We start from the raw sequence: 25,999 nt of genomic DNA, 5'->3' as shown, positions 1-25,999 counted from the left end.
TCAATGAACAATCAGGGCCGCATGGGCCCTGTTGGTAAATAGTCGAAAGATGAGGCAATATACATACATTCATAAATGTATGTAAGTGACTTTTTGCTTGCATGAGGCACAAATTTCGATGGCCAGACGAACCAAAGAAGAGGCGCAGCAAACCCGCTGCCACATCATGAGCACGGCGCTGGATCTGTTCTGCTCTCAGGGCCTGGCCAAGACCAGCCTGACCGACATCGCCAGGGCGGCAGACCTGACCCGCGGGGCCATCTATTGGCATTTCAAGAACAAGGATGAACTCTTCATTTCGCTCTGGCAGGAGCTCTGCAGCCCCCTCGCCCACCAGCTCGATGCCTGCCTCAATCCAGATGAGCCGGATCCGCTGAGGCAACTGCGCCTCTTCTTCGAAGGGGTGCTCCACAGCTTCATTCACAATCCAGCCCAGCGGCAGATGTTCACCATCCTGTTCAATCTCGAATCGCTGGAGGGGGAAGCCATTTCCCTGCGCGAGCATATCCGCAGCGAGTCAGCCAACTTTTTCCGGGACCTGGAGACCACCCTGGCCAACGCGGTACGGCGGGGCCAACTACCCGCCGACCTCAACCTGCAGCGCGCCGCCACCCTGCTCCACTGCACTCTGGATGGCTACATCATCAACTGGCTCCACTTTCCGGGGCGGATAGACCTGCAGGGCGAATCAGCCTTTATGATAGAGAGCATGTTCACCATGCTGGCCCAGCCCCACGGGCCTGCCTGCGGCCGCTAACCGGCTCCGGCAACTTCCTCACATCCAAATCGGGGCCTGACCGCGCGCTTTGGCAGTCAGGCCCCGATTTGTTACCCTGTGCGCCCCCTGCTTGAGGTAACCCCTGTGCCACACTCTGACGCCATCCCCGCTTCCCGGCCATTTAACGACCAGCACGCCCGCGCTCGGGCTGCCTTTGTGGCGAGCCTCAAACCCGGTGCTCACCTGCTTAATGGTCAGTGCGGTACGGGGGAGGATCTCTGCTGGCTGCGTGCAGAAGGGTATGTGGTCACCGCCTGTGAAGCGGTACTGGCCGACGCCAAAGTCGCCTCGCAGCAATCTGGGCAAGCGGTGCGGGTCTGCCCGCTGGCGAAGATGCACTCGGTGCTCCCTTACGATGGCATCTGGCTGAGCCGCCCGCTTGATGGTGACGCGGCCACCCTTGTCCCCCAGTTGCAACAGCTGGCGACCCTGCTCAAAGCGGGCGCTACGCTCTGCTTCCCCCTGCAGCCAAGCGGCAAGATAACTGACGCTCAGCTACAGCAACTGGTCACCACATCCGGGATAGCGCTGCAACTGGCGCCGATGGAAGCCGTATCAGCCAGTACGTCAGATTCCTCAAGTCAAAACGCCATCCAGTACGTCATGTTGCTGCGTGGCGATCATCAAGCCACCTAACGGGCTAATTCATCACGGATTTTCCCATTCAACGCCAAGCCGACAGCTAGTCGGTGATCTTGGCTTTCGACAATATTTAACTCGGCATTAACGCAGAAAAGGCAGACATAACACGGCTTACGTGTTAAAAAGTGTGATTAATATCAAAATTTAATAACAAAACAGACAATACAACCAACTCCGGATTTCCTTATGAAACTTGTCCTGAAACTCATTGCTGGCATCCTTGCCGGTCTCTTGCTCGGTCTCTACGCCCCTGAGTGGGTGGCGCGCGTGCTGTTTACGGCCAAGACAGTGATAGGTCAGCTGATCACCTTCACCATTCCGCTCATCATTCTGTTCTTTATCATGAGCGGCATCGCCAGCCTGCCGAAAAACTCCGGCAAGCTGCTGGGCAAAACCGTGGCCCTCTCCTACTGCTCCACCATTCTGGCGGGGCTGTTCGCCTTTACCGTGGCTAGCCACCTGATCCCGCAGTTCACCACCGCCGCCGAGCCCACCACGGCCACGGCCATCAAGCTCGCCTCCTACGTCAATCTGGAGATCCCGCCGCTGTTTGGCGTGATGTCGGCACTGGCCGCCGCCTTCGTGTTCGGCATCGGCATCAGCGCCACCCAGGCCACCGATCTGCGCCGGGTAGCCGATCAGGGTCGTGACATCATCGACCGCCTGCTGGCCAAGGTGATCATTCCGCTGCTGCCGTTCTACATCGCCGGCGTCTTTGTCGAGATGACGGTAGAAGGCACAGTATTCGCCACCCTGAAAACTTTCGGCGTGGTGCTGGTGATGGCGATCCTGATGCACTGGATCTGGCTCTCCGTGCTGTTCGTCGGCACCGGTCTGGCCCTTGGCCGCTCACCGGCCCAGCTCATCAAGAACATGCTGCCCGCCTACTTCACCGCGCTGGGGACCATGTCGAGCGCCGCCACCATTCCGGTCGCCCTGCAATCGAGCAAGAACAACGGGGTGAGCGACGGTATCGCCAACTTTACCGTACCCCTGTGCGCCACCATTCACCTCTGTGGCTCCACCATTACCCTGGTCACCTGTGCCACCGCGGTGATGTTCCTCTCCGAGCATCTGGCCATTCCGGGCATCGAGACCATGCTCCCCTTCATCATGATGCTGGGGGTGATCATGATCGCCGCACCGGGCGCGCCGGGTGGTGGCGTGATGTCGGCGCTGGGCCTGCTCACCTCCATGCTGGGGTTTGGTGAAGCCTCCATCGCCCTGATGATCGCCCTCTATCTGGCGCAAGACAGCTTCGGCACCGCCTGCAACGTCACTGGTGACGGCGTGATCGCCCTGTGGGCGGATCGCTTCGCCAACGGTAGCGAGAGCGCAGCTCCAGTGGCCGAGGCCGAACAGGCGTAAGCTCGCCGGGATAGCCCGACCATCCTCTGCAAAAACCGCAGGCCCGAACCATGTTCGGGCCTGCGTCGTTTCTGCCACCTTCACTGCTTTTGTACGTATTCCCCCTCCCCCTCTTTACCCCTCTCTGCCGTAAACAGCACTGGCTCAGCTCTCTACACCCGACAAAATTATTGGCATATGCCACATATGAGCGTATAAATGGCTTATGCCAATTAGGAGCCACCATGCCAAGACCCAAGATTGCGCGCCAGATCTGTGGCCGCCCCGCCAACAGCTGCTTCAAACCCAATGGCCGCCCCATGCATCAGCTGGAACAGGTCACGCTGGCCCCTGACGAGTTCGAGGCACTGCGCCTCGTCGACCTTCAAGGAATGCAGCAGCAGGAGGCCGCCCTGGTGATGGGGGTTTCCCGCCAGACCCTGGCCAATATCCTGAAAAAAGGGCGCTACAAGGTGGTGGAGTGTCTGAGTCTGGGCAAGGCATTGATGATGCAACCCGCCGAGCCCGACCACCCAACCAGTGGAGAAGAGCCGACATGAATGCTGTCACAACCATGACCGCCAACCCCAGCAACAGCGCCCTGATGCTGAGTCAGGGGCTGCTGGCTGGCCACTTTACCCGTGCCGAGCAGCTGCAAATTCTTAACCCCGAAGGGAACGTTATCGCCACCCTGCCCAATCCGGCCGCAGCCGAAGGCTGCCACGGCAAGCAAGCGCTTCTCGACGCCCTCGCCCATCATCAAGTGGGTCAGGTGGTGGTGCGCAATATCGGCGAGCGAATGCTGGGGCGCCTGCTGGCGGTCAATATCCGGGTGCTGCAGTGTCGCTCTGCCCGCCTGCCGCTGCCCGCGCTGTTAGCCCCCACCAATTTGCAACCTCTTACCGAGGCAAGTCAGGGCCGTCCGTCTCGTCGTCATCAGAGCAAGGCGACTATCCATGCCATCCAGCCCGTCGGCGCAGGCCACCCCCATTGTCACGGTGGTTGCAACAGTGGCTCCGATCACTGTTGCGCCAGTAGTGGCAATCAGGCAGAGAGCTCACGACAAGGCCATACTTGTTGCCACGGCAGTGAAGGCGCCAACCAGCAGGGCGGTTGCTGCCATCATCACTGATGCCATCGCCGTGCATGTCATCACCATCAGGGAGAAGAGATCATGTCCATCTGGTTGTTGAGCCTGCTCGCCTCGTTCGTACTGATCCTGGCCATGGGCACCATCATCTGGTGGCGCCAATACCAGCTTGCCCAGAAGCGGGAAGATAAAGAGGTGCGCCCCTGTGGCTGCTCCAGCGCTTGCACGGATCACCTCTATCAAATCAGCGAACCGACTCCCAAAAAGTAACCTGAGCGCAAACGCCATAGCCGCAGATACAAGGTCGGCAAAATAAGGGCGCGTGAAATCGAGAAGAGCATAAAAGAGAGGGGGCACCTGCTGGTGCCCCCTCTCTATTTATTCCTCGTCATGCTTGAACCGCCTCTTTCCCCCTTACGCTCATCACACGCGCTCAACCCGGCTCTGCGCCACTGGCCGCCACACCTGATGAACTGGCGGGATCCTGATACTGCTGATAGATGGCATAAAACTCGGCCTTGTTGTGCAGGGCCGCAGCGACACAGGTGGGATCAAACTGGCTGCCGGCATGCTCCTCCAGATAGGCAAACGCCGTCTCGAACGGCCAGGCCTGCTTGTAGGGGCGCTCGCTGGTCAGGGCATCAAAAACATCAGCCACCGTCACGATACGCGCCGCCAGCGGGATCGCCTCCCCCGCCAGGCCCAGCGGATAACCGGTGCCATCAAAACGCTCATGATGGCCTGCGATGATGTTGGTCAGCATATCGGTGTGGTGAATGCCATCGAGGCCAAACTCATTGATCATCAGGCTGATCATCTCTCGCCCCTTGCTGGTGTGAACCTTCATGATCTCGAACTCTTCCGGGGTCAGCTTGCCCGGCTTGAGTAAAATGGCATCCGGCACCGCGATCTTGCCGATGTCGTGCAGCTCGGAGAAGAGGTAGACAAACTCCACCTCCTCGTCGCTCAGCCCGCAAGTCGGGGCCAGCGTCTTGGCGATCAGTCGGGAGTAGGCCGACATCCGATGCAGATGGTTGGCGGTCTCCTCATCCCGATAGCGACTGAACTCCCGTGCCGTGGTCAGCGCGCCGCCGAGGGTCTGAATAGAGAAGAACTCCACCGCAATGATGGCGGACAACATCTGGGCATAGGCCGACAGCTCGCTTTGGATCGACTCATCGAAATAGCCCGGCTCCATGGCATCGCAAAACAGAAAACCAAACAGCTTGCTGTTGAACAACAGCGGCTCGGTATAGCTGGAGGCATAGCCCGCCTCCAGCAGCTTGCGGCTGTGTTCCGACGCGGAACCACGCAGGGCATCGAGATTGCCAAGCACCCGGGGGTGCTTGTGCTCCGCCAGATAGCGCAAGGAGGGAACATCGCTCAGCTTCACCTCATACTGCACCAGCGGCGAGGGCCCCTCGGTGCTGTGGGCGAAGGTCTTGAGCTGATCGGTATGGGGATCGTAAATCGCAATGGCCACCCGACTCAGCTTGTCAAAACGCTCGCGTAGCGTAGCGTGCAGATTCTGCATTCTTTCGCCAAATGAACTTTCCATTGCCTTCTCCACCGGATCACCATGATGGGAGTATAGGGGCACCCGTGACAGGGTTCCCAGCCACAGACCGCGAAATTGACTAATAAGTCAGCAATGCATATTGCCAGCCACAAACCTGTGCAGCAGGGACTGCGCGCCAGTCAGGGCTCCACCATCAGCCGCTATTCGCACGGCCCAATCCTGCCCACTCGGAGATATTGTTAGGTTCTGCCATGCTGGCTGTATAGTTTTTGGTTAACCATTCCGGTAAAATCCGCGCCCTTAAAGAAGAGCCACCTAAGAGTGATTGAGCGATGTCCAACACAAAACAGGCCCCCAAAGTAGGATTCGTCTCCTTGGGTTGCCCCAAAAACCTGGTCGATTCAGAACGCATCCTGACCCAGCTGCGTACCGAAGGGTACGATGTGGTGCCCAGCTATGACGATGCCGAGCTGGTCGTCGTCAACACCTGCGGCTTTATCGACAGCGCGGTGCAAGAATCGCTGGAAGCGATCGGCGAAGCGCTGGCCGAGAACGGCAAGGTGATCGTCACCGGCTGCCTTGGCGCCAAAGAGAACCAGATCCGCGAGATCCACCCCAAGGTGCTCGAGATCACCGGCCCCCACGCTTATGAAGAGGTGCTGGGTCACGTCCACAAATATGTGGAAAAGCCGCAGCACAACCCCTTCACCAGTCTGGTACCGGCCCACGGCGTCAAGCTGACCCCGCGCCACTACGCCTATCTGAAGATTTCCGAAGGGTGCAACCACCGCTGCACCTTCTGCATCATCCCCTCCATGCGCGGGGATTTGGTGAGCCGCCCCATCGGCGACGTGCTGGCCGAAGCCAAGCGTCTGAAAGAGGCCGGAGTGAAGGAGCTGCTGGTGATCTCCCAGGACACCTCCGCCTACGGTGTCGATGTGAAGCACCGCACCGGTTTCTACGACGGCATGCCGGTCAAGACCAGCATGGTCGCCCTGTGCGAAGAGCTGGCCAAGCTCGACATCTGGGTGCGTCTGCACTACGTCTACCCCTACCCGCACGTGGATGACGTCATCCCGCTGATGCGCGATGGCAAGGTACTGCCCTACCTCGATATTCCGTTGCAGCACGCCAGCCCGCGCATCCTGAAACTGATGAAGCGCCCGGGTACCGTCGAGCGCACCCTGGAGCGGATCCAGAAGTGGCGCGAGATCTGCCCACAGATCACCCTGCGCTCCACCTTTATCGTCGGCTTCCCGGGCGAGACCGAGGAAGATTTCCAGATGCTGCTGGACTTTATCGACAAGGCAGAGCTGGATCGGGTCGGCTGCTTCAAATACAGCCCGGTCGAAGGAGCGCTGGCCAACGAGCTGCCGGATCCGGTGCCGGAAGACGTGCAGGAAGAGCGCTTCCAGCGCTTTATGGAGCTGCAACAGCAGGTTTCCATCCGCAAGCTCGCCCGCAAGGTCGGCAAGGAGATGCTGGTGCTGATCGACGAAGTGGACGAAGAGGGTGCCACTGGCCGCTCCGCCGCCGATGCCCCCGAGATCGACGGTCTGGTCTACCTGAACGGTGAAACCGGCCTCAAGCCCGGCGACATGGTCAAGGTGCGGATCGATGAATCCGACGAATATGACCTGTGGGCCAGCCTGATTAGCTAACCCTTGCTGACCACCGCTCAATGAAAAAGCGCCTTCGGGCGCTTTTTTATGCTTCCAGATTGCACTTCTACACCAAGTAAGCCCCACTTTGCGGTACAAAACTGGCATATCCGTATGCAAGGGTGTGTAATAGTCGTTTCTGTTTGGCGACGACTCGAAATCCCATGCAACTCAAACCCCTTCTCAAGGGACGCTTTCAGCCCCACTGGCAGGCCAGTCATGATCTTATCGTGCAGGTAGTGCAATCCTGCATCACGGAGCAGCATCTGATCCCCGAGGGGGAGCCCCTGATGCGTCAGGGGGAGCTATTGCGGGATCTGGTGCTGGTACCGGGCGGCCGCATCGCCATGGGCCACACCGCCATGAATGGCCGCCGCTTTCAGCTCGGCACCCTGGAGTGCGACAACCAGCTGTTTGGCGAGATGGAGTTCTTCACCGGCTACCGCTGCCAGCTCGACATCATCGCCGAGGAGCCGCTGGAAGTGGCCCGCATCGACGGCGAGCAGCTGGAGCAGGCGCTGGTCGCCCACCCCAAGGTGGCGCTCTTCTTTGCCACCGCCATTGCCATCGACTATCAGGACACGGTGGATATCTTCACCTGCCGCATGCTCTACCCCATCAGCTACAACATCGCCCTCGACCTCTATCACAGCCACTGCCACCACAACCCGGTGAGCGGCTTTCGCAAGGGGTATCAGGAGGCGGAACGCTTCGGCACGACCGACCGGGTCTACCGGCGGGCGGTGAAAGAGCTGATGGAGAAGGGACTGGTGGAGCGCGGCGAAGAGGGATTGCAGATCCGCGATCTGGCGGGGCTCAAGGCCTTTCTGGAGCAGCCATAAGTCGCAGGCCTCAGTTGCCGACTGAGCAGCAACAAGCGGAACAGCAACAAAAAAGAGGGGCGGTTTATACCGCCCCTCTTGCTGTTTACTCCCCCGCTCAGGCGAGACAGGGCTGAGGCCGGGCCATGCGCAGCGAGGCTACCAGCATGGCGAGGATCACGGCGTAGATAAGCGGGATGGCGTACATCACCGCCTGCAAGCCGATCACCTGCTCGAACATGGCGCTGATGGCCGGGCTGAACATGGCCCCCGCGCTGCCGCTGATGAGGATGTAGGAGACGTTCTTGCTCGACGCCTGGCGCACAAACGACACCCCGTAGGCGATAAAGGCGTTGTAGAGCGCCGCGCAGACAAAGCCGTAACCATAGGTGAGGTATGGCAACTGGCTCAGGTTATCGGTGGTGACGATGAGCGCCGTCATCCCCATCGCCAGGGTGATGATCACCAGCAGGAAGGTTCGGATCGCAATGCGGGTCACGATGGCGGTGGAGACCAGTGCGCCGAGCAGGGCAGCCGTCCAGTATTGGGTGATGATATTGCCCGCCTCCTCGAAGGGGATGCCGAACTTGTTCTTCACGAACATGGGCGCCCAGGTGAGGAAGGTGTAGAGCGCCAGCATGCCGAGAAAGAGCCCCAACCCGCCGCTGATGATGCCGAGGTTCCACTCCGAGTGCTCGTTGCCTGCGCTCTCGCCACCCGCCTCGCAGCTGCGGAAGTTGGTCAGCACCGCCACCAGCATGGTCGCCAGCGCCACCACGCCCACCGCCAGATAGCTCCAGCTCCACGCCATGGCGTGAGTCAGGGTGTAGGTGGTGATAAGCGGGAAGACCACCCCGGCCACGTTGAAGGTGGCATCCTGCACCACCAGCATGGTGCTCTGCATCCGCGCCTGCCAGACGCTCACCACCAGCGTCCCTGCAATGCAGAGTCCCACCCCGCCACAAAGGCCGATCACCGTCATGGCAGCCATCACCACATAGAGCGAGCCGGTCAGATGGAGCGAAGCTGCCGCCAGCGCGATCAGGCCGTAGCAGAGCAGGGTCATCCGCTTGAGCCCCACCTTCTCGATAAGGAAGAAGGCGGCAATGGTGCCCGCCAGCGCCCCGCCGTTGAGCAGGGAGAAGATGGAGGCCACATGATTGACGTCGGCGCCGAACTTGGCGGCGATGGGGTCGATCAGCATGCCGAACTGGGTCGCAAAACCGGCCATCACAAAGTTGGCCAGGAAGCTGATGGCAGTGAGGGAGAGCTTATTGTTCATATTGGATCTCTCTTGGGGTCAGGGTGCGTGCAGGGGTGGGCGGACTGCGGCGCTTACAGCGCGGTGTGCAGCGCCAGCTCGATCATCTGGTTGAAGGAGAGTTGCCGCTCTTCTGCGGTAGTCTCTTCACCGGTCAGGCAGTGGTCGGAGACAGTCAGGATGGCGAGCGCCTCGATCCCCTGCTGATGGGCCAGCCCGTAGAGACCGGCCACCTCCATGTCGATGCCGAGCACGCCGAACTTCTCCAGAGCCGGAATGAGGTTTTCGTCCGGATCGTAATAGAGATCGCCGGTGAAGATATTGCCCACCTTGACCGGAATGGCCTTCTCCTGCGCCTTGGTAAACGCCTTGTGCAGCAGGGCGAAGTCGGCCGAGGTGGCCATCTGGTAACCGGCGCTGCGCTTGGCGTTGGTCGGGGAGTCGGTGCCCGCCGCCTGCGCCAGAATGACGTCACGCATCTGCACGTGGCGCTGGGTCGCCCCCAGACTGCCGATGCGGATGATGCGCTTGACGCCGAAGTCATTCACCAGCTCGTGGGCGTAGAGCACCATGGAGGGGATCCCCATGCCGTGGCCCATCACCGAGATGCGCTGGCCGTTGTAGTAGCCGGTGTAGCCCAGCATGTTGCGCACATTGGTCACCTCGCGCGCGTCGGTCAGAAAGGTCTCGGCGATATAGCGGGCCCGCAGCGGGTCTCCCGGCATGATGACGGTCTCGGCGAAATCGCCCGGGTTGGCATTGATATGAGCGGTCATTGTTGTTGTGCTCCAGTTTGACTCGTGTGGATGAGGGCATCCTAGCCCCCGCCCCCTCGCCCCTTGCAGGACAAAAGTCCTGTTGCCCCGATCGAGATCCCAGTTCCGGCAACTTGTTGTCGCTACATCGCATACCGCATGCTTTTCGACGTTGCTTGCCAAGGCTTGCCCATCACAGCCACCCGCCATTCCCGACCTACCGGCATAAAAAAGCGGGAGGGTAACGGCCCTCCCGCTCGATAGACCCTGCAACTGACGCTGCGGGCCGATGGCATTGTTCACTCTGCCGGTTGACACGCAATGCCAGCCATGGGCTGGCTAGCTCAAATCATGCAGTGCCTTGCCAAGGGGCCGCGTGAGGCGCAGATCCGAAAAACGCACCGCCAACCCCTGTCGCTCGGGGGTGCAGCACATCACTCCGATAAAGCAGCGCTCGCCAGGCGGGAACGGAGCGAGCCGCAGCAGTGGCCACACCTCGCCATCGGTGGAGTATTGCAGACGCAGACAATCGGCCAGCCGGGTCAGGCGCAGCCAGAAACGGCGCGGATTGCCGCTGAAAATACCGGTGGCCCTGTCAGATCGCAGATTGGTGAGCACGCTGCCGATCATCGGTTGGGCATCGTTGTACTCTATCCCCGCTTTGAGCCAGTGCGCCTCGTCTTGCAGCAACATCAACCCCGCCTGATCGTAGAGGGTGGTGAACTCCCCTTCGACACAGACCTGAAAGGTAAATTCACCCTCGACCTCACAGCCATAGAGATGCCCACTGTGGCGCTCGAAACCATACCAGGTGCTGCGCCAAAAATCGGTCTGCTTGTCCGTTACCACCAGCAAGCCGTCGCTTGTTTTGTGCCATTCGGCCGGTTCATTGAGCCAGCACCATTCAAGCCCTTCCCTCATCCTCTTTTGCTCCTGTTCTCGCCATGTTTCCCGTTGTCACCGGCCCATAACACTCGGGCGCGCTCATACTATCGCTGGCCATTCGGCCACGAGCCCCAGCTGCGAGCGGCCAGCCAAAGGGACTCCATTGTGTCGCCATCATGACTGGCGAGCAAGCCGTTGGGGCCAACCTTGCAACCGATAGGCGATCGGGCAAGTAAAAGGGGGCCCCTATTGCACGACGATAAGACATCTCGATATGGGCTCGAGTCGACTAACAGGTGGTCGATAGAGGGGACGCTTCAAGCCAGCCAACATCAGATGGCATATCAGGCATCACACGAAACGAAAAAGCCCAAGCAATCTAATTGCTTGGGCTTGGTATGTGGCGGAGAGACAGGGATTCGAACCCTGGGTGGCATTGCTGCCACAATTGATTTCGAGTCAATCCCGTTCGGCCACTCCGGCATCTCTCCGTGGGGAGAGAGTTTTACCCAAGCTGGGCCGAGGATGCAACATAAATTTCTTATATATCAAATGGCTGAATCAGCTATCTGAGAGCAGGCTCACAATGCTTCACGCACGGCCTGCGTTGCGAGGCCACTCTTGTATGGCTCTGTATCCACCCGCTCGCACACCCGGCCATTATCCACGTCGTGATATTCCCCCATTGCCATGAGGCGCCTCTTTTTCCTGCTTGGCACTCAAATTTATGGGTGATGCCGATTTTGGCTGGTTTCCTATGTATCCCCAAATCATTGCGGGTGCGCGGCAAGCTGGTAATCATGGGCTGATTGAGGAACAATCGCGCCATCCTGGCGGCTGTGTTGATGATGTTCCGCCCCGATTGAACTGATGGATCTCCTTATGCGATTGCCGAAACTCATACCCCTCTCCATAACGCCCGCCCTTTCCCTGCTGCTGGCAGCGATCCTGCTCTGCGCCACGCCGGCAGAGGCCAAACGCTACCCGCTGCCACCTGCCGGGAGTCGCCTAATCGGTGAGCTGGAGGATTACATCATCCAGCAGAATGAACATCTGGAGCTGGTTGGCAAAAATACACAAATTGGATTTTTGGCGCTGCTTGAAGCAAATCCGGGTGTAGACCCCTATTTACCCAAGCCGGGCACCCGCTTGACGCTGCCCACCCAGATGCTGCTGCCTGATGTGCCGCGCGAGGGGATCGTCATCAATCTGCCCGAACTGCGCCTCTACTACTTCCCCAAAGGGAAGAACGAGGTCATCGTGCTGCCCATCGGGATTGGCGATATCGGCCGCGAAACACCCGAGATGACCACCACCGTCATCGAGAAGAATCCCAACCCGACCTGGGTTCCCGGCCCCATGGTGCGCAAATCCTGGCTGGAGCAAAAAGGGATCACCCTGCCCGCCGTGGTGCCCCCCGGCCCGGAGAATCCCCTCGGCAAGTTCGCCATGCGCCTTGGCTATGGCAAGCGCGACTACCTGATCCACGGCACCAACAAGGATTTTGGCGTTGGCCTGCGGGTAAGTGCAGGCTGCATCCGGCTGCGACCTGACGATATTGAGGCCCTGTTCAAGATTGTGCCGATCGGCACGCCGGTGCGGGTCATCAATCAACCGGTCAAGGTCGCCATCGAACCGGATGGTAGGCGCTGGCTGGAGGTGCACTCCCCGCTCTCCCGCACCGAAGAGGAGCTTGAAAATGGCGCCCCGCTGGTGCTATCTCCGGCCATAGAGAGCTTTATCAGTGCACCTGACGTGATGCAGGATGAGGTGACGGCGGCGCTGGAGAGCAAAAATGGCCTGCCCCGCCCCATCAGCAGCCAACTTGTCAGTGGTTAAGTCACCAGCGCCCGAGTCGCACCGGAGTCACCTTACCTCATGAAATTCCTGCCCCTCCTGCTCCTGTTGGTCTGTCACTCCTTGTGGGCCAAGGACATTCTCTGGATGAACAATGGCGATCGTCTGACCGGCAACATCGAGGAGGTGACCGAACAGTCGGTGCGCATCGCCCTTCCCTACAGCGGCGCAGTCACCGTCCAGCGAGAGGCCATCAAACGCTGGCGTATCGATAAAGAGGACAAACCCAAGGCGACGGCAAAGGGTGGGCTCAAGCTGTTCGAGGATGACCAGGATGAACGCAACGCCTGGCTCTGGACCGGCAGCGGCGATCTCAATGTCAAACTCAAACAGAATGACAAGCAGACCAACAACGTCAACCTCAAGTGGAAAAGCGAGCTGGCCAATCTGGACTGGCGTTACAGCTTCTCCGGTGAATACACCTATGAGACCGCTGACAACGTCACCGACAGCCATGATTATCAGCTCAACCCTACGCTGGACTACTTCTTCAACCAGCAGTGGTTCTTGCGTACCTCACTCGATGCCGAATATGACATGCTGGATAAAGATCGCTATCTCTACATGGACTATGGCTCGGGGCCTGGCTATCGCTTTTGGAACGACAAGCGCCGCCGACTGGAGCTGATGGCCCAAGGGGGGCTAAGTCGGCTCTACTTCCGTGAAGATAGCAAGATCACCGGCGTTTTTCTGGGTGAACGGGTCATAGACTACCCCTTCGCTGGCCTGAACTGGGATTATCGCCAACCTTTCTCCCTCTGGCAGGAGAAAATGGAACTGTTCAGCCAGGGGCGCTATCTGAAATATCTGGCACAACCCTCCCCCTATGTCACCCGTAATCAGGACCTGAAAGGCAGCATAGGGTTGCGCTACTACTTCAATGACCATCTGCGCCTCTCCTGGTCGAGTGAGCTGAATTGGGAAGATGCTGACATCCTTGTCGACACAGGCAGCCCGGAACCCCGCGAGAGCGAATTAAGACACCTGCTCAGCCTTGGCGTCAGTTTCTAGCCCCGGATCCCCAACACGCAAAGAGGAGCCAATTCGGCTCCTCTTTGCTTTAGGCAGACAGGCTCGCTAGATCAGCCCCCAGGCGGCAATCTGGTAGATCCATACCATCGCCAGCAGGGTGCCGACCAACCCCATGATGACGCCGATGCGCACCATCTGGTGACTCTCCACCAGACCGGTGGCGTGGGCCAGCGCATTGGGCGGGGTACTGATGGGCAGCGACATCCCGAGCGAAACCGAAATGGTGACCGCCAGGATCAAGGTGTGGCTGCCGCCCCACTCGGCCAGCTCCGGCATGCTGACCGCCAGTGCCGCCACCAGTGGCAGCAACAGATTGGCGGTTGCGGTGTTGGACATGAAGTTGGCCATCACCACTGCCAGCAGACAGGCACCAATCAGCACCGCCAGCGTGGAGTATTCGTGGAACGGAATGTGGGTGATGAGCCGCTCGGCCAACCCGGAGTCCTCCAGCGCCAGCCCCAGCGCGATACCACCCGAGACCAGCCAGAGCACATCGAGGGAGATCTTGTGCAGATCGTCCTTGGTGATGATGCCGGTGGTCAGGAACACTGCCACCGGGATCATGGCGACCACGTAGGAGCTCATGCCGTGCAGATCCCCCAGCAGCCAGAGTACTATGGTGGTGATAAAGGTGAGGTAGACCACCCAGGCGCGGGGGGTCTGCATAAAGCGCCCCTCAATCTTGAGATCCATCCGCTTGAGGGAACTCGGGAAGAAGCGCCCCAGCAGGAACCAGCCAAGCAGCAACAGCAACACCACAAAGGGCACCGCAAATCCCATCCACTGACCGAACGAGATGGCATGCTCGCCGGTCAGGTATTTGAGGGCCACTGCGTTGGGCGGAGTACCGATGGGAGTGCCGATCCCGCCGAGGTTGGCCGCCAGCGGAATGGCCAGCACAAAGCCGACTTTGGCCGGGTCCTTGTCGGGAAATGCCGCCAGCACAGGGGTAAGGATGGCCAGCATCATGGCGGTGGTGGCGGTATTGCTCATAAACATGGAGAAGGTGGCGGTGATCAACATCAGCCCCAGCATGACGATCCGGGGATCCTGACCAAACGGGCGCAGCAACACCCGCGCCAGATTGACGTCCAGATGGTATTTGGTCGCCGCAATGGCGAGGAAAAAACCGCCGAGAAACAGCATGATGACCGGCGAGGCAAAGGTCGCCATCACCTCGGTGGACTTGAGCAGCTCACCAAACCCCGGTTCGGCCTTGTCGGCAGTCATGAACCAGAGCCCCTTGTCGGAGAGCAACAGCAGCTCCAGCACGATGATCAGCACCGAGGTGGCGAAGATAGGGATGGGCTCCAGGATCCAGCAGAGGGCGGCCAGCACGAAAATAGCCACGACCCGCTGCTCGATGACGGTGATCCCCTCCAGCGGGATCCAGTGGGTCGGGATCAGCAGGATGGCGAGGCTCAGCAGCAGTGGCAGAATAATCTTGTTATTGATGGGCACTATTGTCTCCAGGATCGGGAGTAAGAAGCCAATAGTGGCATAACATGCTATCGCCTCACGCGGCCAACTCGCCAAAATGAGAGCTGGCTAACTGCACGGCGCACCGTTTTGTGAGTCATATCAAGCTGGGGTCGGCGCGCGATGGCTGACGCCTCAGACCTTGCAACAAACAGGCAAAAAAACGGGCCCGCTGTTCGTTGCACACGACAGCGGGCCCGTTTCACCATTCATGCCGATGAGGGTGCTCAGAAGTAGATGCGGGTCACCGACTCGATGACGCAACCCGGGCGACGGATCCCTTCGATCTCCACCTTGATCTCTTTGAGCAGCTCCAGCCCACCCTTGATGGGGGTGACCCGGGCCAGCTTGGTGCGGGCGCGGATGTTGCTGTCCACCTTGATGGGGTACGGGAAACGTACCTGATCCAGCCCGAAGTTCACCACCATGCGGGCGGTCGGGAACTCGGGGGTGGCCTCATCGACCGAGCCGGTCAACTGCGGCAGCAGCGCCAGGGTCAGGAAGCCGTGGGCGATGGTGGTCTTGAAAGGCGACTCGGCGGCCGCGCGCTCCGGATCGGTGTGGATCCACTGATGATCCCCGGTCACGGCAGCAAACTGATCGATCATCTGCTGGCTGACGTGCAGCCACTCGCCCACATGGGTCTCTTCACCAATGCGAGCCTGCAGGGCGGCATAGAGCTCGGCAGCCTCGGCTCCCAGCTCCACAGCGGGTTCCTGAGCCACGGCAGGCTGACCGTTGGCCACCCGTGCCACGGTTGCTGCATCCTGTTGCTGCTCGCTCTGGGTCTCGGTTTGCAAGTCCAGTACACGACCCAGCAAAGGGTGAAGATGTGCCTTTTGCTGAAACTCACGCCAGTAGTCGCGGATCGCCGGTGAGAGCCAATCCTTGAGCTCAAAGGGGTGCTGCGCCAAAATTTCGCGCTTGCGCTTCAGAAAATCGACAACTTTCATGTTTCGATCCCTATGTGATTCATTGCCTGTAAAGAGGTCTAACCAGTCCTATTTTATTAAAGTTTCAGCTGTAAGTGCAAAAAAATCTCGGCGTACACCTGTACCAAGGCGGAAGTAACTACTTACACCATGTAAACCAGCACGATCTGCCAATGAGGAAATCGATTGCCAAAGATGCCGCCAGCAGGGGAAATTCGCGGGGCTCATCATGAAAAAAGGCCCTCATCGGGCCTTGTGGTGGGGACTCAGCGCGCGCTCGACCAGCCGCGACGCAATCCCTCTTCATCCAGAAAGGACCAGGCGAGGATCCGGCTCACCTTGTTGCCCTGCGCCATGTCGATCACCCGTACCTGACGCGCCCCCACCCGGCTCAACGCCTTTTTCGCCCCCGGCAGATTCTCTTTTTTCGACACCAGCGAGCTGAACCAGAGGCACTGAGTGGCAAACTCCTTGCTCTGGGCAATCATGTTGGCCAGAAACGCCGCCTCGCCCCCTTCGCACCAGAGCTCGGCCTTCTGGCCGCCAAAATTAAGCACAGGAGCGCCTGTCACCTCCTTGCCCAGATTGCGCAGCTTGCGCTCCGTCCCCTTGCTCGCCTCTTCCAGCGACGCATGGAACGGCGGATTGCACAGCGTCAGGGCAAAGCGCTCCTTTGGCCCTATGATGCCGCGAAACACATGGTTGGGGTTTCCCTGCAGGCGACACTCAATCTGATTGCCGAGCCCGTTGCTCTTGGCCAGCAGGGTGGCCGCCTTGACCGAGACCGGATCGATATCCGATCCGACAAAACGCCAGCCATATTCGCGGCAGCCTAGCAGCGGATAGATGCAGTTTGCCCCCACCCCGATATCCAGCACTCTCACCCCCTTGCCGGTAGGGAGCTGGCCTGCGCTCTCGGCCAACAGATCGGCCGCCCAGTGCAGGTAGTCCACCCGTCCCGGGATAGGCGGGCAGAGGTAACCGGTAGGCAAGTCCCAGTGGGCAATCCCGTAGTGATGGGCCAGCAGGGCGCGATTGAGGGACTTCACTGCATCGGGATTGGCAAAATCGATGGTGCGGGTACCGTAGTCATTGATAAATATGTGGACGGCCAACTCGGGAGTTCGCAGGCAGAGCGCCTCAAAGTCGTAACCCGCCTCATGGCGATTACGGGAGTGAAGTCCGGATTTACGGTCGCCCGACTTGGGGCCACCAGCTGATGGGATGCGGGGTTTCATGCTGAGCCTGCCGAAGAAAACGGGCCCACACTATAGTGATTTGACTCGGGAAAGTCTAAACGAGGGCAATAAAAAACCGGGCTATCGAGCCCGGTTCAAGTGAGGTTGGAAAAACAGTCCGTACTGCGAGCCGTTTGTCCAGCCTGACTCAGATATCGATCCGGCGAGCTTGCCAGAACTTGCTGCGCCAGTATTGGCTGTCCAGCTTGGAGCGGGTCACACCGGCTCGAGTCGAGGCGTGAATGAATTCGCCATTCCCGACATAGATACCAACGTGGTTGAGACGACGATTGATTTTGAAGAAGACCAGATCACCTTCGACCAGATCCTGCTTGGAAACGCGCGTCCCTTCGTGAACTTGAGAGCGGGTATCGCGGGGAAGTTCAATACCGACCGCATTGCGAAACACTTCACGGGCGAAGGCGGAACAATCGATACCACGTTCGGTTGTACCACCGTAGCGGTAAGGGGTACCGCGCCACTCTTTGTATACTGTCAGGATTTCATTCACATCGGGTGTCTGCGAAGCTTCCGGTTCAATAACGGGTTCCATCATGGAAACTTCGATCTTGCTCGCGACCTCGGGTTGGGGTGCCGAAGCACAACCCGCCATTCCGAGCGCGACCAGCAGTAGCATCAGGTAGCGCAATCCTTTATCCCCGCAAAATAGTAAATCTTGTTAAAATACGGCCCCAAAGGGCAATTTATAAGGCAACAGCACCCGACTATATCCAAGAATTCTATCGAGGCAAGTGAAAATCCCTATCAAGCTCACATTTTTGCAAGGAAATGCACGATTTTTCATAATTAATGTGATCATGCCCAAACAATATACAATCGCAAAAAGGACCTTTGGCCTCATAGATAACTGGCTTTTATCCCTGCTTCAGCACCTTTTTAAAGTGAAAAATCATGATCGAAACCGATCTTTTTTTGTTAAAACCAGCCAGGGTATGCCAGGCACTGCTTGCTCAATTGCCTGAATGGCTGTCAACCGATGAGCTGCATATCTGGCAAACCATGACCCATCCTGAACGGCGTCAGGAATATCTGGTGAGCCGCGCCCTGCTGCGCCAGCTGTTGTCCGAGAGGCTGCAACGCCCTGCCGCCAGCCTGCAATTTTGCAACGGCCCCCACGGCAAGCCCCAACTGCATGATGATGCTTGGCAGTTCAATCTAAGCCACAGTGGCAGCTGGCTGGTGTTGGCGCTCTGCCCGCAGGGGCAGCTTGGGGTGGATATCGAACTGGGCAAACGGCGGCATCACCCCCTCCCCCTGGCCCGCCGGTTTTATGCACAGAGTGAATATGAGTGGCTCTGCGCGCTGCCTGCTCCAGAGCAGGAGAGTGCCTTCTACCGGCTCTGGTCACGCAAGGAAGCGGTACTGAAAGCCCACGGTGGCGGCATAGCGGCGGGACTGGAGAAGGTGCGGTTTCTCCCGGAGGAAGGGTGGCGACTCGACAACCGGCTCGATGACACCCCTTATCAGGTACAGGATTGGCCCTTTGCCAGCGGCTGGCTCAGTCTCGCGGCGGCAACCCCCGTGACCTTTTACCGGCTTGATGAGCGCTTGAATTGCCAGTCACTCAACCCCATGTTACTCAACACCCTTTCTGAAGAGTCCAACTCATGATCGTCGACATTACTCCCCAGAATTTTCACGCTGAACTGATCGATGCCTCCATGAAGAAGCCGGTCGTCATCTATTTCCATGCTCCGCAGATGCCGGAGTGTCACGGGATGACACCGCTGATCGAATCACTGGTTGGGCCCGCTAATGAGCAGGTCACCCTGGCCAAGGTGGATATGAACGATCCCCAGTTGCAACCGCTCGCCAGCCAGCTCGGCCTGCGCGCCCTACCCGCATTGGTGCTGTTCCATCAGGGTCGCCCTGACGAACAGGGGATCATCGAAGGGCCGCAGGATGAAGCCACCCTGCGCCAGTATTTCGCCGCCTTCACCCCCAAAGAAGAGGAAGAGTTGCTGGCCAAGGGGCAACAGGCACTGGCTGACGAGCAGCCCAGCATCGCCTATGCCCATCTGACCAAGGCACACCAGCTGGCCCCTGAACGTCACGACATCAGCCTGTGGCTCATTCAGGCCGCGCTCGACCTCAACCTGCTGGATGAAGCGCAGGAGCGCCTCGGCACCATCCCGATGGTGGCACAGGAAAGTCACTTCCATACCCTGAGCTCACGACTGGCGCTGGCCCTGCAAGCGGCAGACAGCCCGGAACTGCGCGCGCTGGAAGCCCGTCATGCAGAACAGCCTGATGATTTTGGTCTGGCACAAGAACTTGCTGTGCAATACAACCAGGCCGGCCGTCAGGAAGAGGCATTGGAACTGCTGCTGGCGATCCTCAAACGGGACTTGGCATTCGGCGAAGCCAGAAAGACCTATCTCGATATTCTCGCCACTATGGGTAACACACCACAGGCGCAGAGCTACCGTCGCAAACTCTATAGTCTGCTCTACTGATCGGAATCGAACTGGCTGGTAATGATGGGGGAGTGCCGGGAGACCGGCATGACCTCATGGGTCAAGTACGAAGAAGGTACTGTGGGAATAAGGTGCTGTGGGAATAGTGGAGATACGGTGAATTTCAGGCAAAAAAAAATGGCGCAAAACTGCGCCATTTTTTTCGCATGGATTACTTCTTGTAGGAAGTAGCCATGTTGTCGATGCGCTGGTTAGCACGCATAGCTTCTTGCTTGGCTTCGGCAACATCAGCAGCGATTTTGGACTGATCAGCACGAACTGCGCTAACATCTTGAGCCAGTTGGTCAACTTTGTTAGACAGATTCTGAACGGAAGTTTCCAGTTCGCTGGTGTTTGCACAACCGCCCAGCAGAGCGGACAGACCAACAACACCTACCAACAACAATTTTTTCATTTTTAAAGCTCCCTTGAACTCGCCAGACGTTTAGCAAGCGGCGTGATTATGGCACAAAAAAATCCTACTTTGCATAGTCCCCACCACAGATAAATGCATTAAAACCCTCATTTTTTTTTGAATGAACAGTTTTTGTCCAGATTCGTCTAAAAAATGAGTGTCGTGTGGTGGGGGCACGGACAAAGGTTAACCAAATTTTTGCCTTATTACAATTTCGTATGAGGCTCAGGCTGTACGTTCTGACAACAATTGACGATATTGCACCAGATCCTCGATGGTCAGCACCGGCATTTGGTGCTTGCGACCGAACGCAACCAGGTCTGGCAGACGCGCCATCGAGCCATCTTCTTTGGTCAATTCACACAACACACCAAACGGTTTGAGGCCAGCCAGCTGCATCAGATCGACCGTCGCTTCGGTATGACCACGGCGGGTAAGCACCCCACCGGTTCGCGCCCGCAGCGGGAAAACATGACCCGGGCGATGCAGATCACCCGGTTTGGCGCCGTCAGCGATAGCCGCGCGGATGGTGGTGATGCGATCAGCCGCCGAGACACCGGTCGTGACCCCCTGCGCCGCTTCGATGGTCACGGTAAAGGCGGTCTGGTAGTGGCTGGAGTTGGCCTCCACCATCATCGGCAGTTCGAGCTGGCGAACCCGCTCGTCGGGCAGGCAGAGGCAGACGATGCCGGAGCACTCGCGGATCATCATCGCCATCTGTTCATTGGTCATGGATTCGGCGGCGAAAATGAGGTCGCCCTCGTTCTCCCGATCTTCATCGTCGGCCACCAGCACGCCGCCTCCGGCACGCAAGGCAGACAGAGCCGCTTCGACACGGGCAACGGGATCACCGAATTCACTGAGTAGAGACTGATTCATGGTAAAACTCCTAAACAAGACAAGGACCAGAATCAGGGCATGGAAAGGCAGACAGAGACGGGCATGCAGCGGCCAGCCCACAAGGGCCAACACGGCAAGGTCTGTCTTATCCTCTTTCATCCGGACTATGACCGTCGGCTCCGGCATCTCACCGGATCTGCTGACCCCGACCCGGCAATCAGCCAAGTCGGGCGCTCGCGGGCTCCCCGAGTCAATCGGGATACCGCCGGTGGGGAATTGCACCCCGCCCTGAGAATAAGCGCAGACAGCCTAAAGAAAAACGGTTGCAGATACCAGCCAAAATCCCCCGCAGGCTGAAAAGCGTTTCAACATTGCGCCCGGGATCCCGCTCTGCGGCCCGCTCGCCAGCACGAAAGACCATGACTGGCGAATTTCTTTATGGCGCGGATCGGTTTATGGCATAGTTCCCGAAACAAAAAAACAGGGCCCGAAAAGAGAGCCTGAACAACGCTGCCGGCGCAGACAGCAGCGCCAACACCACAAACGGAAAATGACAGAGATGGAAAAGAAAATACTGCTCACGGATTGCCCGGATGCCAAAGGGCTCATCGCCAAGATCACCAACATCTGCTACAAGCACCAGCTCAACATCATCAAGAACGATGAGTTTGTGGATCACGAGAATGGCCGCTTCTTCATGCGTACCGAGCTGGAGGGACGCTTCAACGACGAGACCCTGCTGGCCGACCTCGATGATGCCCTGCCCACCGGTGCCCAGCGCCGTCTGGTCAAGGCGGGCAAGAAGCGCATCGTCATCCTGGTGACCAAAGAGACCCACTGCCTCGGCGATATTCTGATGAAGAACTACGCGGGCGCGCTGGATATGGATATCGTCGCGGTGATCGGCAACTACGACACCCTGGCCGAGCTCACCGGCAAGTTCGATATCCCGTTCCACACCGTCAGTCACGAGGGTCTGAGCCGGACAGAGCATGAGGAGCAGGTTCGCGCCATCATCGACAGCTATGAGCCTGACTATGTGATCCTGGCCAAGTACATGCGGGTGCTGACCCCGAGCTTCGTCGAGGCCTACCCGCGCAAGATCCTCAACATCCATCACTCCTTCCTACCCGCCTTCATCGGTGCCCGCCCCTACCGGCAGGCGTTTGATCGCGGCGTCAAGCTGATCGGCGCCACCGCCCACTTCGTGACCGACGATCTGGATGAAGGCCCCATCGTCGAACAGGACGTGATCCACGTCGGTCATGCCTTCAGTGCGGACGACATGGCCAAGGCGGGTCGGGATGTGGAGAAATCGGTGCTGAGCCGCGCGCTGGAGCTGGTACTGAACGAGCGGGTGTTCGTCTACGGCAACAAGACGGTGGTCTTCAAGTAATTCGCCCACACGGCCCATATGCAAACGCCAGAAACAACAACGGCTCCCGCGGGAGCCGTTGTTGTTTCTGCGCCGAGTGTCAGAGCGGCAGATCGTTTACCGTCACCGCGCCCTTCTCCAGCTTCAGCTCGGAGGTCAGCGCTTGCTTGTCGGCCTTCAGATAACCCATCTGGGTCAGCTGATCGAGCATGGGGGCCAGTTGCGGCACCGCCTTGCCCAGCTTGTCGCTGAGGCTGGCATGCAGCACGCCGGAGAGGGCCTGCATTCCCGCGTCGCTGTTGAACAGCTGCTCCAGCGAAGTGGAGGCCAGCTTCACGTCCCCCTTCATGGTCACCGCCTCACCGTTGAGCTTGGCGCTGAGATCGGCCAGTTCAAGGGTCGCGCCACGTTTGAGCATCTTATCCAGCGCCTGCTGGATGGCGGCATCTTCAACCCCCTTGCCACCGGCGGCCTGCAGCCCCTGATACCCTTCCAGATCCAGACCGTTGAGGTTGAGCGCCAACTTGCTGTCGGTCACCGCCAGGGTGTCGGTCTCGTTCTCCAGATCCAGCTTGGCAATTTTCATCTGATAGCTGCTGGAGAGGGTCTGGGCATCATCACCAGTCAGCTGAGTCTCGGTTGTCATCCCCTGCAGGGCGACCTTGACGCTGTCAGGCAGTTGCACCGTGAGGGCCGAAAGGGTCATCTCGCTCTGGGGCGAGAGGATCACACCGCTGATCTCGGCAATGTCGGCACTCCCTTTCAGGTCGGCCAGCACCAAGTCCATCTTGCTCTGCTCTTCATGGACCGTCATCCCCTGCCAGGTCATAGTGAGGTGACCATTCCCCTCCAGATTGCCGTGGAACTCACCGCTCAGGGGCAGGAAACTGAACTCGTCCAGCCCCTGTTTGATCTTGAATTCATTGGCCCAGAAACGGCTGCTGTTACCCTGGGTCCAGAGACTGGTGACCGACTCCAGACCGAGTTCCCACTGCTCCATACCCAGTGCGGTAAAGACCGGTGCTAGCGTGCCATTATGGGTATCGAGCAGGAAGTGGCTCTTGATGTAGAGCGGCAGGATCTGGCTCTTGACCACCAGTTGCAGCTCGATGGGCTGACTACCCTCCAGCTCGCTGTCAATGGCAGCCAGCTCCTCCGGCGTCACCACGACCTTCAGGATCCCGTCACGGGTGAAGAGGTTGCTGCTGCCCGGCTGCCACTGCATGTCGAGCCCGCTCTCTTTCTCCACCTTGGCGATCTGCTCCGCCATGATGTTGTCGAAGCTGTTGCCCGTGTACCAGCACGCAGCCAGACCACCACCTACCAGTGCCGCACCCACGGCGAGGGCCACTATCTTTTTCATATATCCATGTGTCTCCAGGGAGTTGTCACTGCACTCTACGGGGCGGACTCGGGGCTAGGCAAGTCCAATCAGATGGCGAGTCCACTTTCTTGCGGCTCGCCACAACATCACAGCAAGGGGCTGAAGAGATAGAAGATGTTCTCCATCGCCTTCTTGTACCAGGGGCGCGCTTGCCACCTGGCCAGGGTCATGGGGGTGGCTTCCGCCATGTACCCCTGTACTAGCCGGGTCATCTGGGCCACGAACGAGGGGTTGTCCACCAGCAAGGTCACCTCGAAGTTGAGCCAGAGGCTGCGCCGGTCGAGATTAACCGTCCCCACCAGGGCAAAGTCGTCATCCACCAGCACGCTCTTGGTATGGAGCAGGCCGGCATCATAGCGATAGATCTCCACTCCCGCTTCCAGCAGCTCCTCCATAAAAGCATTGCAGGCATAGTTGGCCATAATGGAGTCGTTACGGGCCGGCAATACCAGCTGCACCTGCACCCCACGGGCCGCTGCCGAACTGAGTGCGGCTGCCAACGGATCGTCCGGGACAAAATAGGGGGTCGTCAGCACCAGATGGCTGCGCGCCTGGTAGATGGCCAGCAGCAGGCTCTGCTGAATACAGTCACCGCCGACGAAAGGGCCTGACGGGATCAACTGGGCGCGGTAGTTGGTCTGGGGCCAGGCTTCCGGCTCATGCTGCAGACTGTCGAGCAGCCGCTCGCCGGTCTCCACCTCCCAGTCCCAGACGAAGATCGACCACATCAGCGGCACCATGGGTCCCTGCACCCGGATCATGATGTCGACCCACTGGCCAACCCCGGCATCCTGCTTGAAAAAACGGGGATCCACCATGTTCATGGAGCCGGTATAGCCGACCTTGTCATCGATCACCACCAACTTGCGGTGCATTCGCAAATCCTGCCGCTGGAACGGAATGCGCCAGGCGCCGACCGGCAGCACCTCCACCAGCTTGACCCCCGCCTTGCGCAGCTTTTTCGGCCACCCGGAGCGGAAGAAGTGCTTGCTGCCCACCGAATCGAGCAACAAACGACAATCCACGCCGCGCAGCGCGACTTCCATCAGTGCTTCACACACCTCGTCGGCATCACCGCCGGGGTGCCAGATATAGAACTCCAGATAGCATGAGAGCGTCGAGCGGCGAATATCCTGAGCAATCTCATGCAGGATCTGGTCGGGTTGGCTGAGCAGAGTCATCCGGTTACCGGAGAGCATGGGCATGGCCAACCGCCCCTGGATCAGATCGTGCAATGGTTGGGCCTTTTCCCCCACCTCGCAGCAATGCTGGGGGAAAAGGCGGGCCAACTGACGAATCCAGATAGCGTAAGGGCGATACATGGCCTGTGCCCGCTCGGCGCGGCGGCGCCCCAACTTGATTTCACCAAACAGCAAGTAAAAGCCGACGCCGGCAAACGGAATGGCGTAGATCAGCGCCAGCCAGGCCAGCGACACCCCGATGGGGCGGCGTTTCATCACTACCCGAAACGACACACCCGCGACGATAACGGTATGAAAAAGCAGTAGCAGCCAGCCCAGAAAGCGGGAGAACAGCAGGTGGAGATCATGTTCCAGACCGTTTAGCAACGGTAACTCCTTTTCATCAACAAACAGTGGTCGGCAGATCCTGCCAGTCAGGAATGGTATGCTGTAAGGCAAATCCATTCTATCAGGTTGCCCCCATGATTCTGCAATCCATGCTGCTCAGCCTGGCCATGCTAGGTCAAGGCTCATATGACATCAATGAGCAGCAGATCAATCAGTACCTGCAATCCCAGGTGCAAGTCGACAAACAGCTGGAGCTGCCCGGCATCATAAAGGCCCATGTGAAGCTGGAGCAGAGCGATGTCCAGATTGGCCGTCAACAGCCAGACACCGCCCGAGTCTATGGCAAGGGCAAGCTCAAGATCGCCCTGCCCGACAATACCGAATATGACGCCCGCCTGCAGATGACCTATGAGGCAAGACCCCGCTATGACAAGAGCCAGAGCGCGCTGTTTCTCGACAACATGAAACTGGTGGAGTACAAACTGGAACCGGAGGCGGCAGAGAGAAAGTTCGGCATGATGCTCGGTATGCTGCTGCAGAGCATGGAGAAGCGTCTTGAGAGCAAACCGGTTTACCGACTGGATGACAAGGATCCGCAACAAGCCTGGCTGAAAGAAAACCTGCTGGGGCTGGAGCTGTCACCGGGCAAAATCCACCTGCTGACCAGACCCCGCTAGCCCGC

The 25,999-nt window shown here is 58.8% G+C and carries 26 protein-coding genes, 1 tRNA gene and 1 riboswitch; of the genes, 14 read left to right on the top strand and 13 right to left on the bottom strand.

The window, feature by feature from the left end:
* Positions 1–118: 118 nt before the first annotated feature.
* The 6 genes from G5380_RS04930 (at position 119) to G5380_RS04905 (ending at position 4,127) form a co-directional block, all read left to right on the top strand.
* Positions 119–757: a TetR family transcriptional regulator gene (locus G5380_RS04930; protein ID WP_421352447.1), complete on the top strand. Its 639-nt coding sequence runs from the start codon at positions 119–121 to the stop codon at positions 755–757.
* A gap of 105 nt (positions 758–862) precedes the next feature.
* Positions 863–1,414, top strand: a complete 552-nt coding sequence (locus tag G5380_RS04925; protein WP_421352446.1) for a hypothetical protein — start codon at positions 863–865, stop codon at positions 1,412–1,414.
* Positions 1,415–1,606: 192 nt separating this feature from the next.
* Positions 1,607–2,788 carry a dicarboxylate/amino acid:cation symporter gene (locus G5380_RS04920; protein WP_005359180.1) on the top strand — a complete coding sequence of 394 codons (1,182 nt, stop codon included), beginning with the start codon at positions 1,607–1,609 and terminating at the stop codon, positions 2,786–2,788.
* Positions 2,789–3,012: 224 nt separating this feature from the next.
* Positions 3,013–3,327 (top strand): DUF134 domain-containing protein, encoded by a 315-nt coding sequence (locus G5380_RS04915; protein ID WP_005338107.1) that lies wholly within the window; start codon positions 3,013–3,015, stop codon positions 3,325–3,327.
* The gene (locus G5380_RS04910) at positions 3,324–3,899 is read left to right on the top strand and encodes a NifB/NifX family molybdenum-iron cluster-binding protein (protein ID WP_421263008.1); all 576 of its coding nucleotides are present in this window, start codon (positions 3,324–3,326) and stop codon (positions 3,897–3,899) included. Before G5380_RS04915 ends, G5380_RS04910 begins: the two co-directional genes overlap by 4 nt.
* Positions 3,900–3,941: 42 nt before the next feature.
* Positions 3,942–4,127: a hypothetical protein gene (locus tag G5380_RS04905; RefSeq protein WP_421352445.1), complete on the top strand. Its 186-nt coding sequence runs from the start codon at positions 3,942–3,944 to the stop codon at positions 4,125–4,127.
* Positions 4,128–4,290: 163 nt separating this feature from the next.
* Here the strand turns inward: G5380_RS04905 and G5380_RS04900 are convergent, their stop codons facing one another.
* A complete protein-coding gene (locus G5380_RS04900) occupies positions 4,291–5,415 on the bottom strand; it encodes an HD domain-containing phosphohydrolase (protein WP_216951702.1) in 1,125 nt (374 codons plus the stop codon).
* Between the two features lie 293 nt (positions 5,416–5,708).
* On the opposite strand from G5380_RS04900, the gene rimO reads away from it, so the two are divergent.
* Positions 5,709–7,037, top strand: coding sequence for a 30S ribosomal protein S12 methylthiotransferase RimO (rimO, locus tag G5380_RS04895; protein ID WP_421352444.1), 1,329 nt, complete (start codon positions 5,709–5,711; stop codon positions 7,035–7,037).
* Between the two features lie 164 nt (positions 7,038–7,201).
* Positions 7,202–7,879, top strand: coding sequence for a Crp/Fnr family transcriptional regulator (locus G5380_RS04890; RefSeq protein ID WP_216951704.1), 678 nt, complete (start codon positions 7,202–7,204; stop codon positions 7,877–7,879).
* A gap of 97 nt (positions 7,880–7,976) precedes the next feature.
* On the opposite strand, the gene tsgA is transcribed toward G5380_RS04890, so the two are convergent.
* From tsgA to G5380_RS04870, 4 genes are all read right to left on the bottom strand, one after another.
* Entirely contained in the window at positions 7,977–9,140 is a 1,164-nt protein-coding gene (tsgA, locus tag G5380_RS04885) for an MFS transporter TsgA (protein WP_227340955.1), read from the bottom strand.
* A 53-nt stretch (positions 9,141–9,193) separates the two neighbouring features.
* A complete protein-coding gene (gene deoD, locus G5380_RS04880) occupies positions 9,194–9,895 on the bottom strand; it encodes a purine-nucleoside phosphorylase (RefSeq protein ID WP_005303072.1) in 702 nt (233 codons plus the stop codon).
* A gap of 318 nt (positions 9,896–10,213) precedes the next feature.
* Positions 10,214–10,795: a DUF1349 domain-containing protein gene (locus G5380_RS04875; RefSeq protein WP_421352443.1), complete on the bottom strand. Its 582-nt coding sequence runs from the start codon at positions 10,793–10,795 to the stop codon at positions 10,214–10,216.
* 365 nt (positions 10,796–11,160) lie between these two features.
* Positions 11,161–11,250 (bottom strand) — tRNA-Ser (locus tag G5380_RS04870).
* A 391-nt stretch (positions 11,251–11,641) separates the two neighbouring features.
* Between G5380_RS04870 and G5380_RS04865 the strand changes: the two genes are divergently transcribed.
* Positions 11,642–12,598 carry a L,D-transpeptidase family protein gene (locus tag G5380_RS04865; protein WP_216979181.1) on the top strand — a complete coding sequence of 319 codons (957 nt, stop codon included), beginning with the start codon at positions 11,642–11,644 and terminating at the stop codon, positions 12,596–12,598.
* A gap of 39 nt (positions 12,599–12,637) precedes the next feature.
* Entirely contained in the window at positions 12,638–13,627 is a 990-nt protein-coding gene (locus tag G5380_RS04860) for a DUF481 domain-containing protein (protein ID WP_323913161.1), read from the top strand.
* 66 nt (positions 13,628–13,693) lie between these two features.
* On the opposite strand, the gene G5380_RS04855 is transcribed toward G5380_RS04860, so the two are convergent.
* The 4 genes from G5380_RS04855 to G5380_RS04840 all read right to left on the bottom strand — a co-directional run bounded on the left by G5380_RS04855 (position 13,694) and on the right by G5380_RS04840 (position 17,934).
* Positions 13,694–15,109 (bottom strand): SLC13 family permease, encoded by a 1,416-nt coding sequence (locus G5380_RS04855; protein WP_421222144.1) that lies wholly within the window; start codon positions 15,107–15,109, stop codon positions 13,694–13,696.
* Positions 15,110–15,354: 245 nt separating this feature from the next.
* Positions 15,355–16,080, bottom strand: coding sequence for a MaoC family dehydratase (locus G5380_RS04850; protein ID WP_204483864.1), 726 nt, complete (start codon positions 16,078–16,080; stop codon positions 15,355–15,357).
* 245 nt (positions 16,081–16,325) lie between these two features.
* Positions 16,326–17,297, bottom strand: a complete 972-nt coding sequence (gene rlmF / locus G5380_RS04845; protein WP_421172009.1) for a 23S rRNA (adenine(1618)-N(6))-methyltransferase RlmF — start codon at positions 17,295–17,297, stop codon at positions 16,326–16,328.
* A 148-nt stretch (positions 17,298–17,445) separates the two neighbouring features.
* Positions 17,446–17,934: a C40 family peptidase gene (locus G5380_RS04840; protein WP_421172010.1), complete on the bottom strand. Its 489-nt coding sequence runs from the start codon at positions 17,932–17,934 to the stop codon at positions 17,446–17,448.
* A gap of 275 nt (positions 17,935–18,209) precedes the next feature.
* Here G5380_RS04840 and G5380_RS04835 point away from each other — a divergent pair, with 275 nt between their 5' ends.
* Together G5380_RS04835 and G5380_RS04830 are read left to right on the top strand one after the other, a co-directional pair.
* On the top strand, positions 18,210–18,929 hold the full coding sequence (locus G5380_RS04835) for a 4'-phosphopantetheinyl transferase family protein (RefSeq protein WP_158112381.1): 720 nt from the start codon (positions 18,210–18,212) through the stop codon (positions 18,927–18,929).
* The gene (locus G5380_RS04830) at positions 18,926–19,774 is read left to right on the top strand and encodes a tetratricopeptide repeat protein (RefSeq protein WP_421205837.1); all 849 of its coding nucleotides are present in this window, start codon (positions 18,926–18,928) and stop codon (positions 19,772–19,774) included. The genes G5380_RS04835 and G5380_RS04830 overlap by 4 nt, the downstream gene beginning before the upstream one ends.
* Positions 19,775–19,946: 172 nt before the next feature.
* Here G5380_RS04830 and G5380_RS04825 read toward each other — a convergent pair whose 3' ends face one another.
* Together G5380_RS04825 and ribB are read right to left on the bottom strand one after the other, a co-directional pair.
* Positions 19,947–20,189 carry an Lpp/OprI family alanine-zipper lipoprotein gene (locus G5380_RS04825; RefSeq protein WP_005334342.1) on the bottom strand — a complete coding sequence of 81 codons (243 nt, stop codon included), beginning with the start codon at positions 20,187–20,189 and terminating at the stop codon, positions 19,947–19,949.
* 225 nt (positions 20,190–20,414) lie between these two features.
* Positions 20,415–21,068, bottom strand: a complete 654-nt coding sequence (gene ribB, locus G5380_RS04820; protein WP_100654777.1) for a 3,4-dihydroxy-2-butanone-4-phosphate synthase — start codon at positions 21,066–21,068, stop codon at positions 20,415–20,417.
* Positions 21,069–21,172: 104 nt separating this feature from the next.
* Positions 21,173–21,329, bottom strand: a riboswitch (FMN riboswitch).
* A gap of 259 nt (positions 21,330–21,588) precedes the next feature.
* On the opposite strand from ribB, the gene purU reads away from it, so the two are divergent.
* Positions 21,589–22,425: a formyltetrahydrofolate deformylase gene (gene purU, locus G5380_RS04815; RefSeq protein WP_005344188.1), complete on the top strand. Its 837-nt coding sequence runs from the start codon at positions 21,589–21,591 to the stop codon at positions 22,423–22,425.
* A gap of 79 nt (positions 22,426–22,504) precedes the next feature.
* Here the strand turns inward: purU and G5380_RS04810 are convergent, their stop codons facing one another.
* Both G5380_RS04810 and cls read right to left on the bottom strand, forming a co-directional pair.
* Positions 22,505–23,767, bottom strand: coding sequence for a DUF945 family protein (locus G5380_RS04810; RefSeq protein ID WP_421352442.1), 1,263 nt, complete (start codon positions 23,765–23,767; stop codon positions 22,505–22,507).
* A 107-nt stretch (positions 23,768–23,874) separates the two neighbouring features.
* A complete protein-coding gene (cls, locus tag G5380_RS04805) occupies positions 23,875–25,356 on the bottom strand; it encodes a cardiolipin synthase (protein ID WP_421352441.1) in 1,482 nt (493 codons plus the stop codon).
* Positions 25,357–25,451: 95 nt separating this feature from the next.
* Here cls and G5380_RS04800 point away from each other — a divergent pair, with 95 nt between their 5' ends.
* On the top strand, positions 25,452–25,994 hold the full coding sequence (locus G5380_RS04800; protein ID WP_005344183.1) for a DUF1439 domain-containing protein: 543 nt from the start codon (positions 25,452–25,454) through the stop codon (positions 25,992–25,994).
* Positions 25,995–25,999 lie beyond the last annotated feature (5 nt).

This window comes from Aeromonas sp. 604443, from assembly GCF_049170315.1.
Classification (GTDB): Bacteria; Pseudomonadota; Gammaproteobacteria; order Enterobacterales; family Aeromonadaceae; genus Aeromonas; species Aeromonas veronii_A.
The sequence above is the reverse complement of the archived record's forward strand: the minus strand, read 5'-3'. Positions and strand labels throughout refer to the sequence as shown.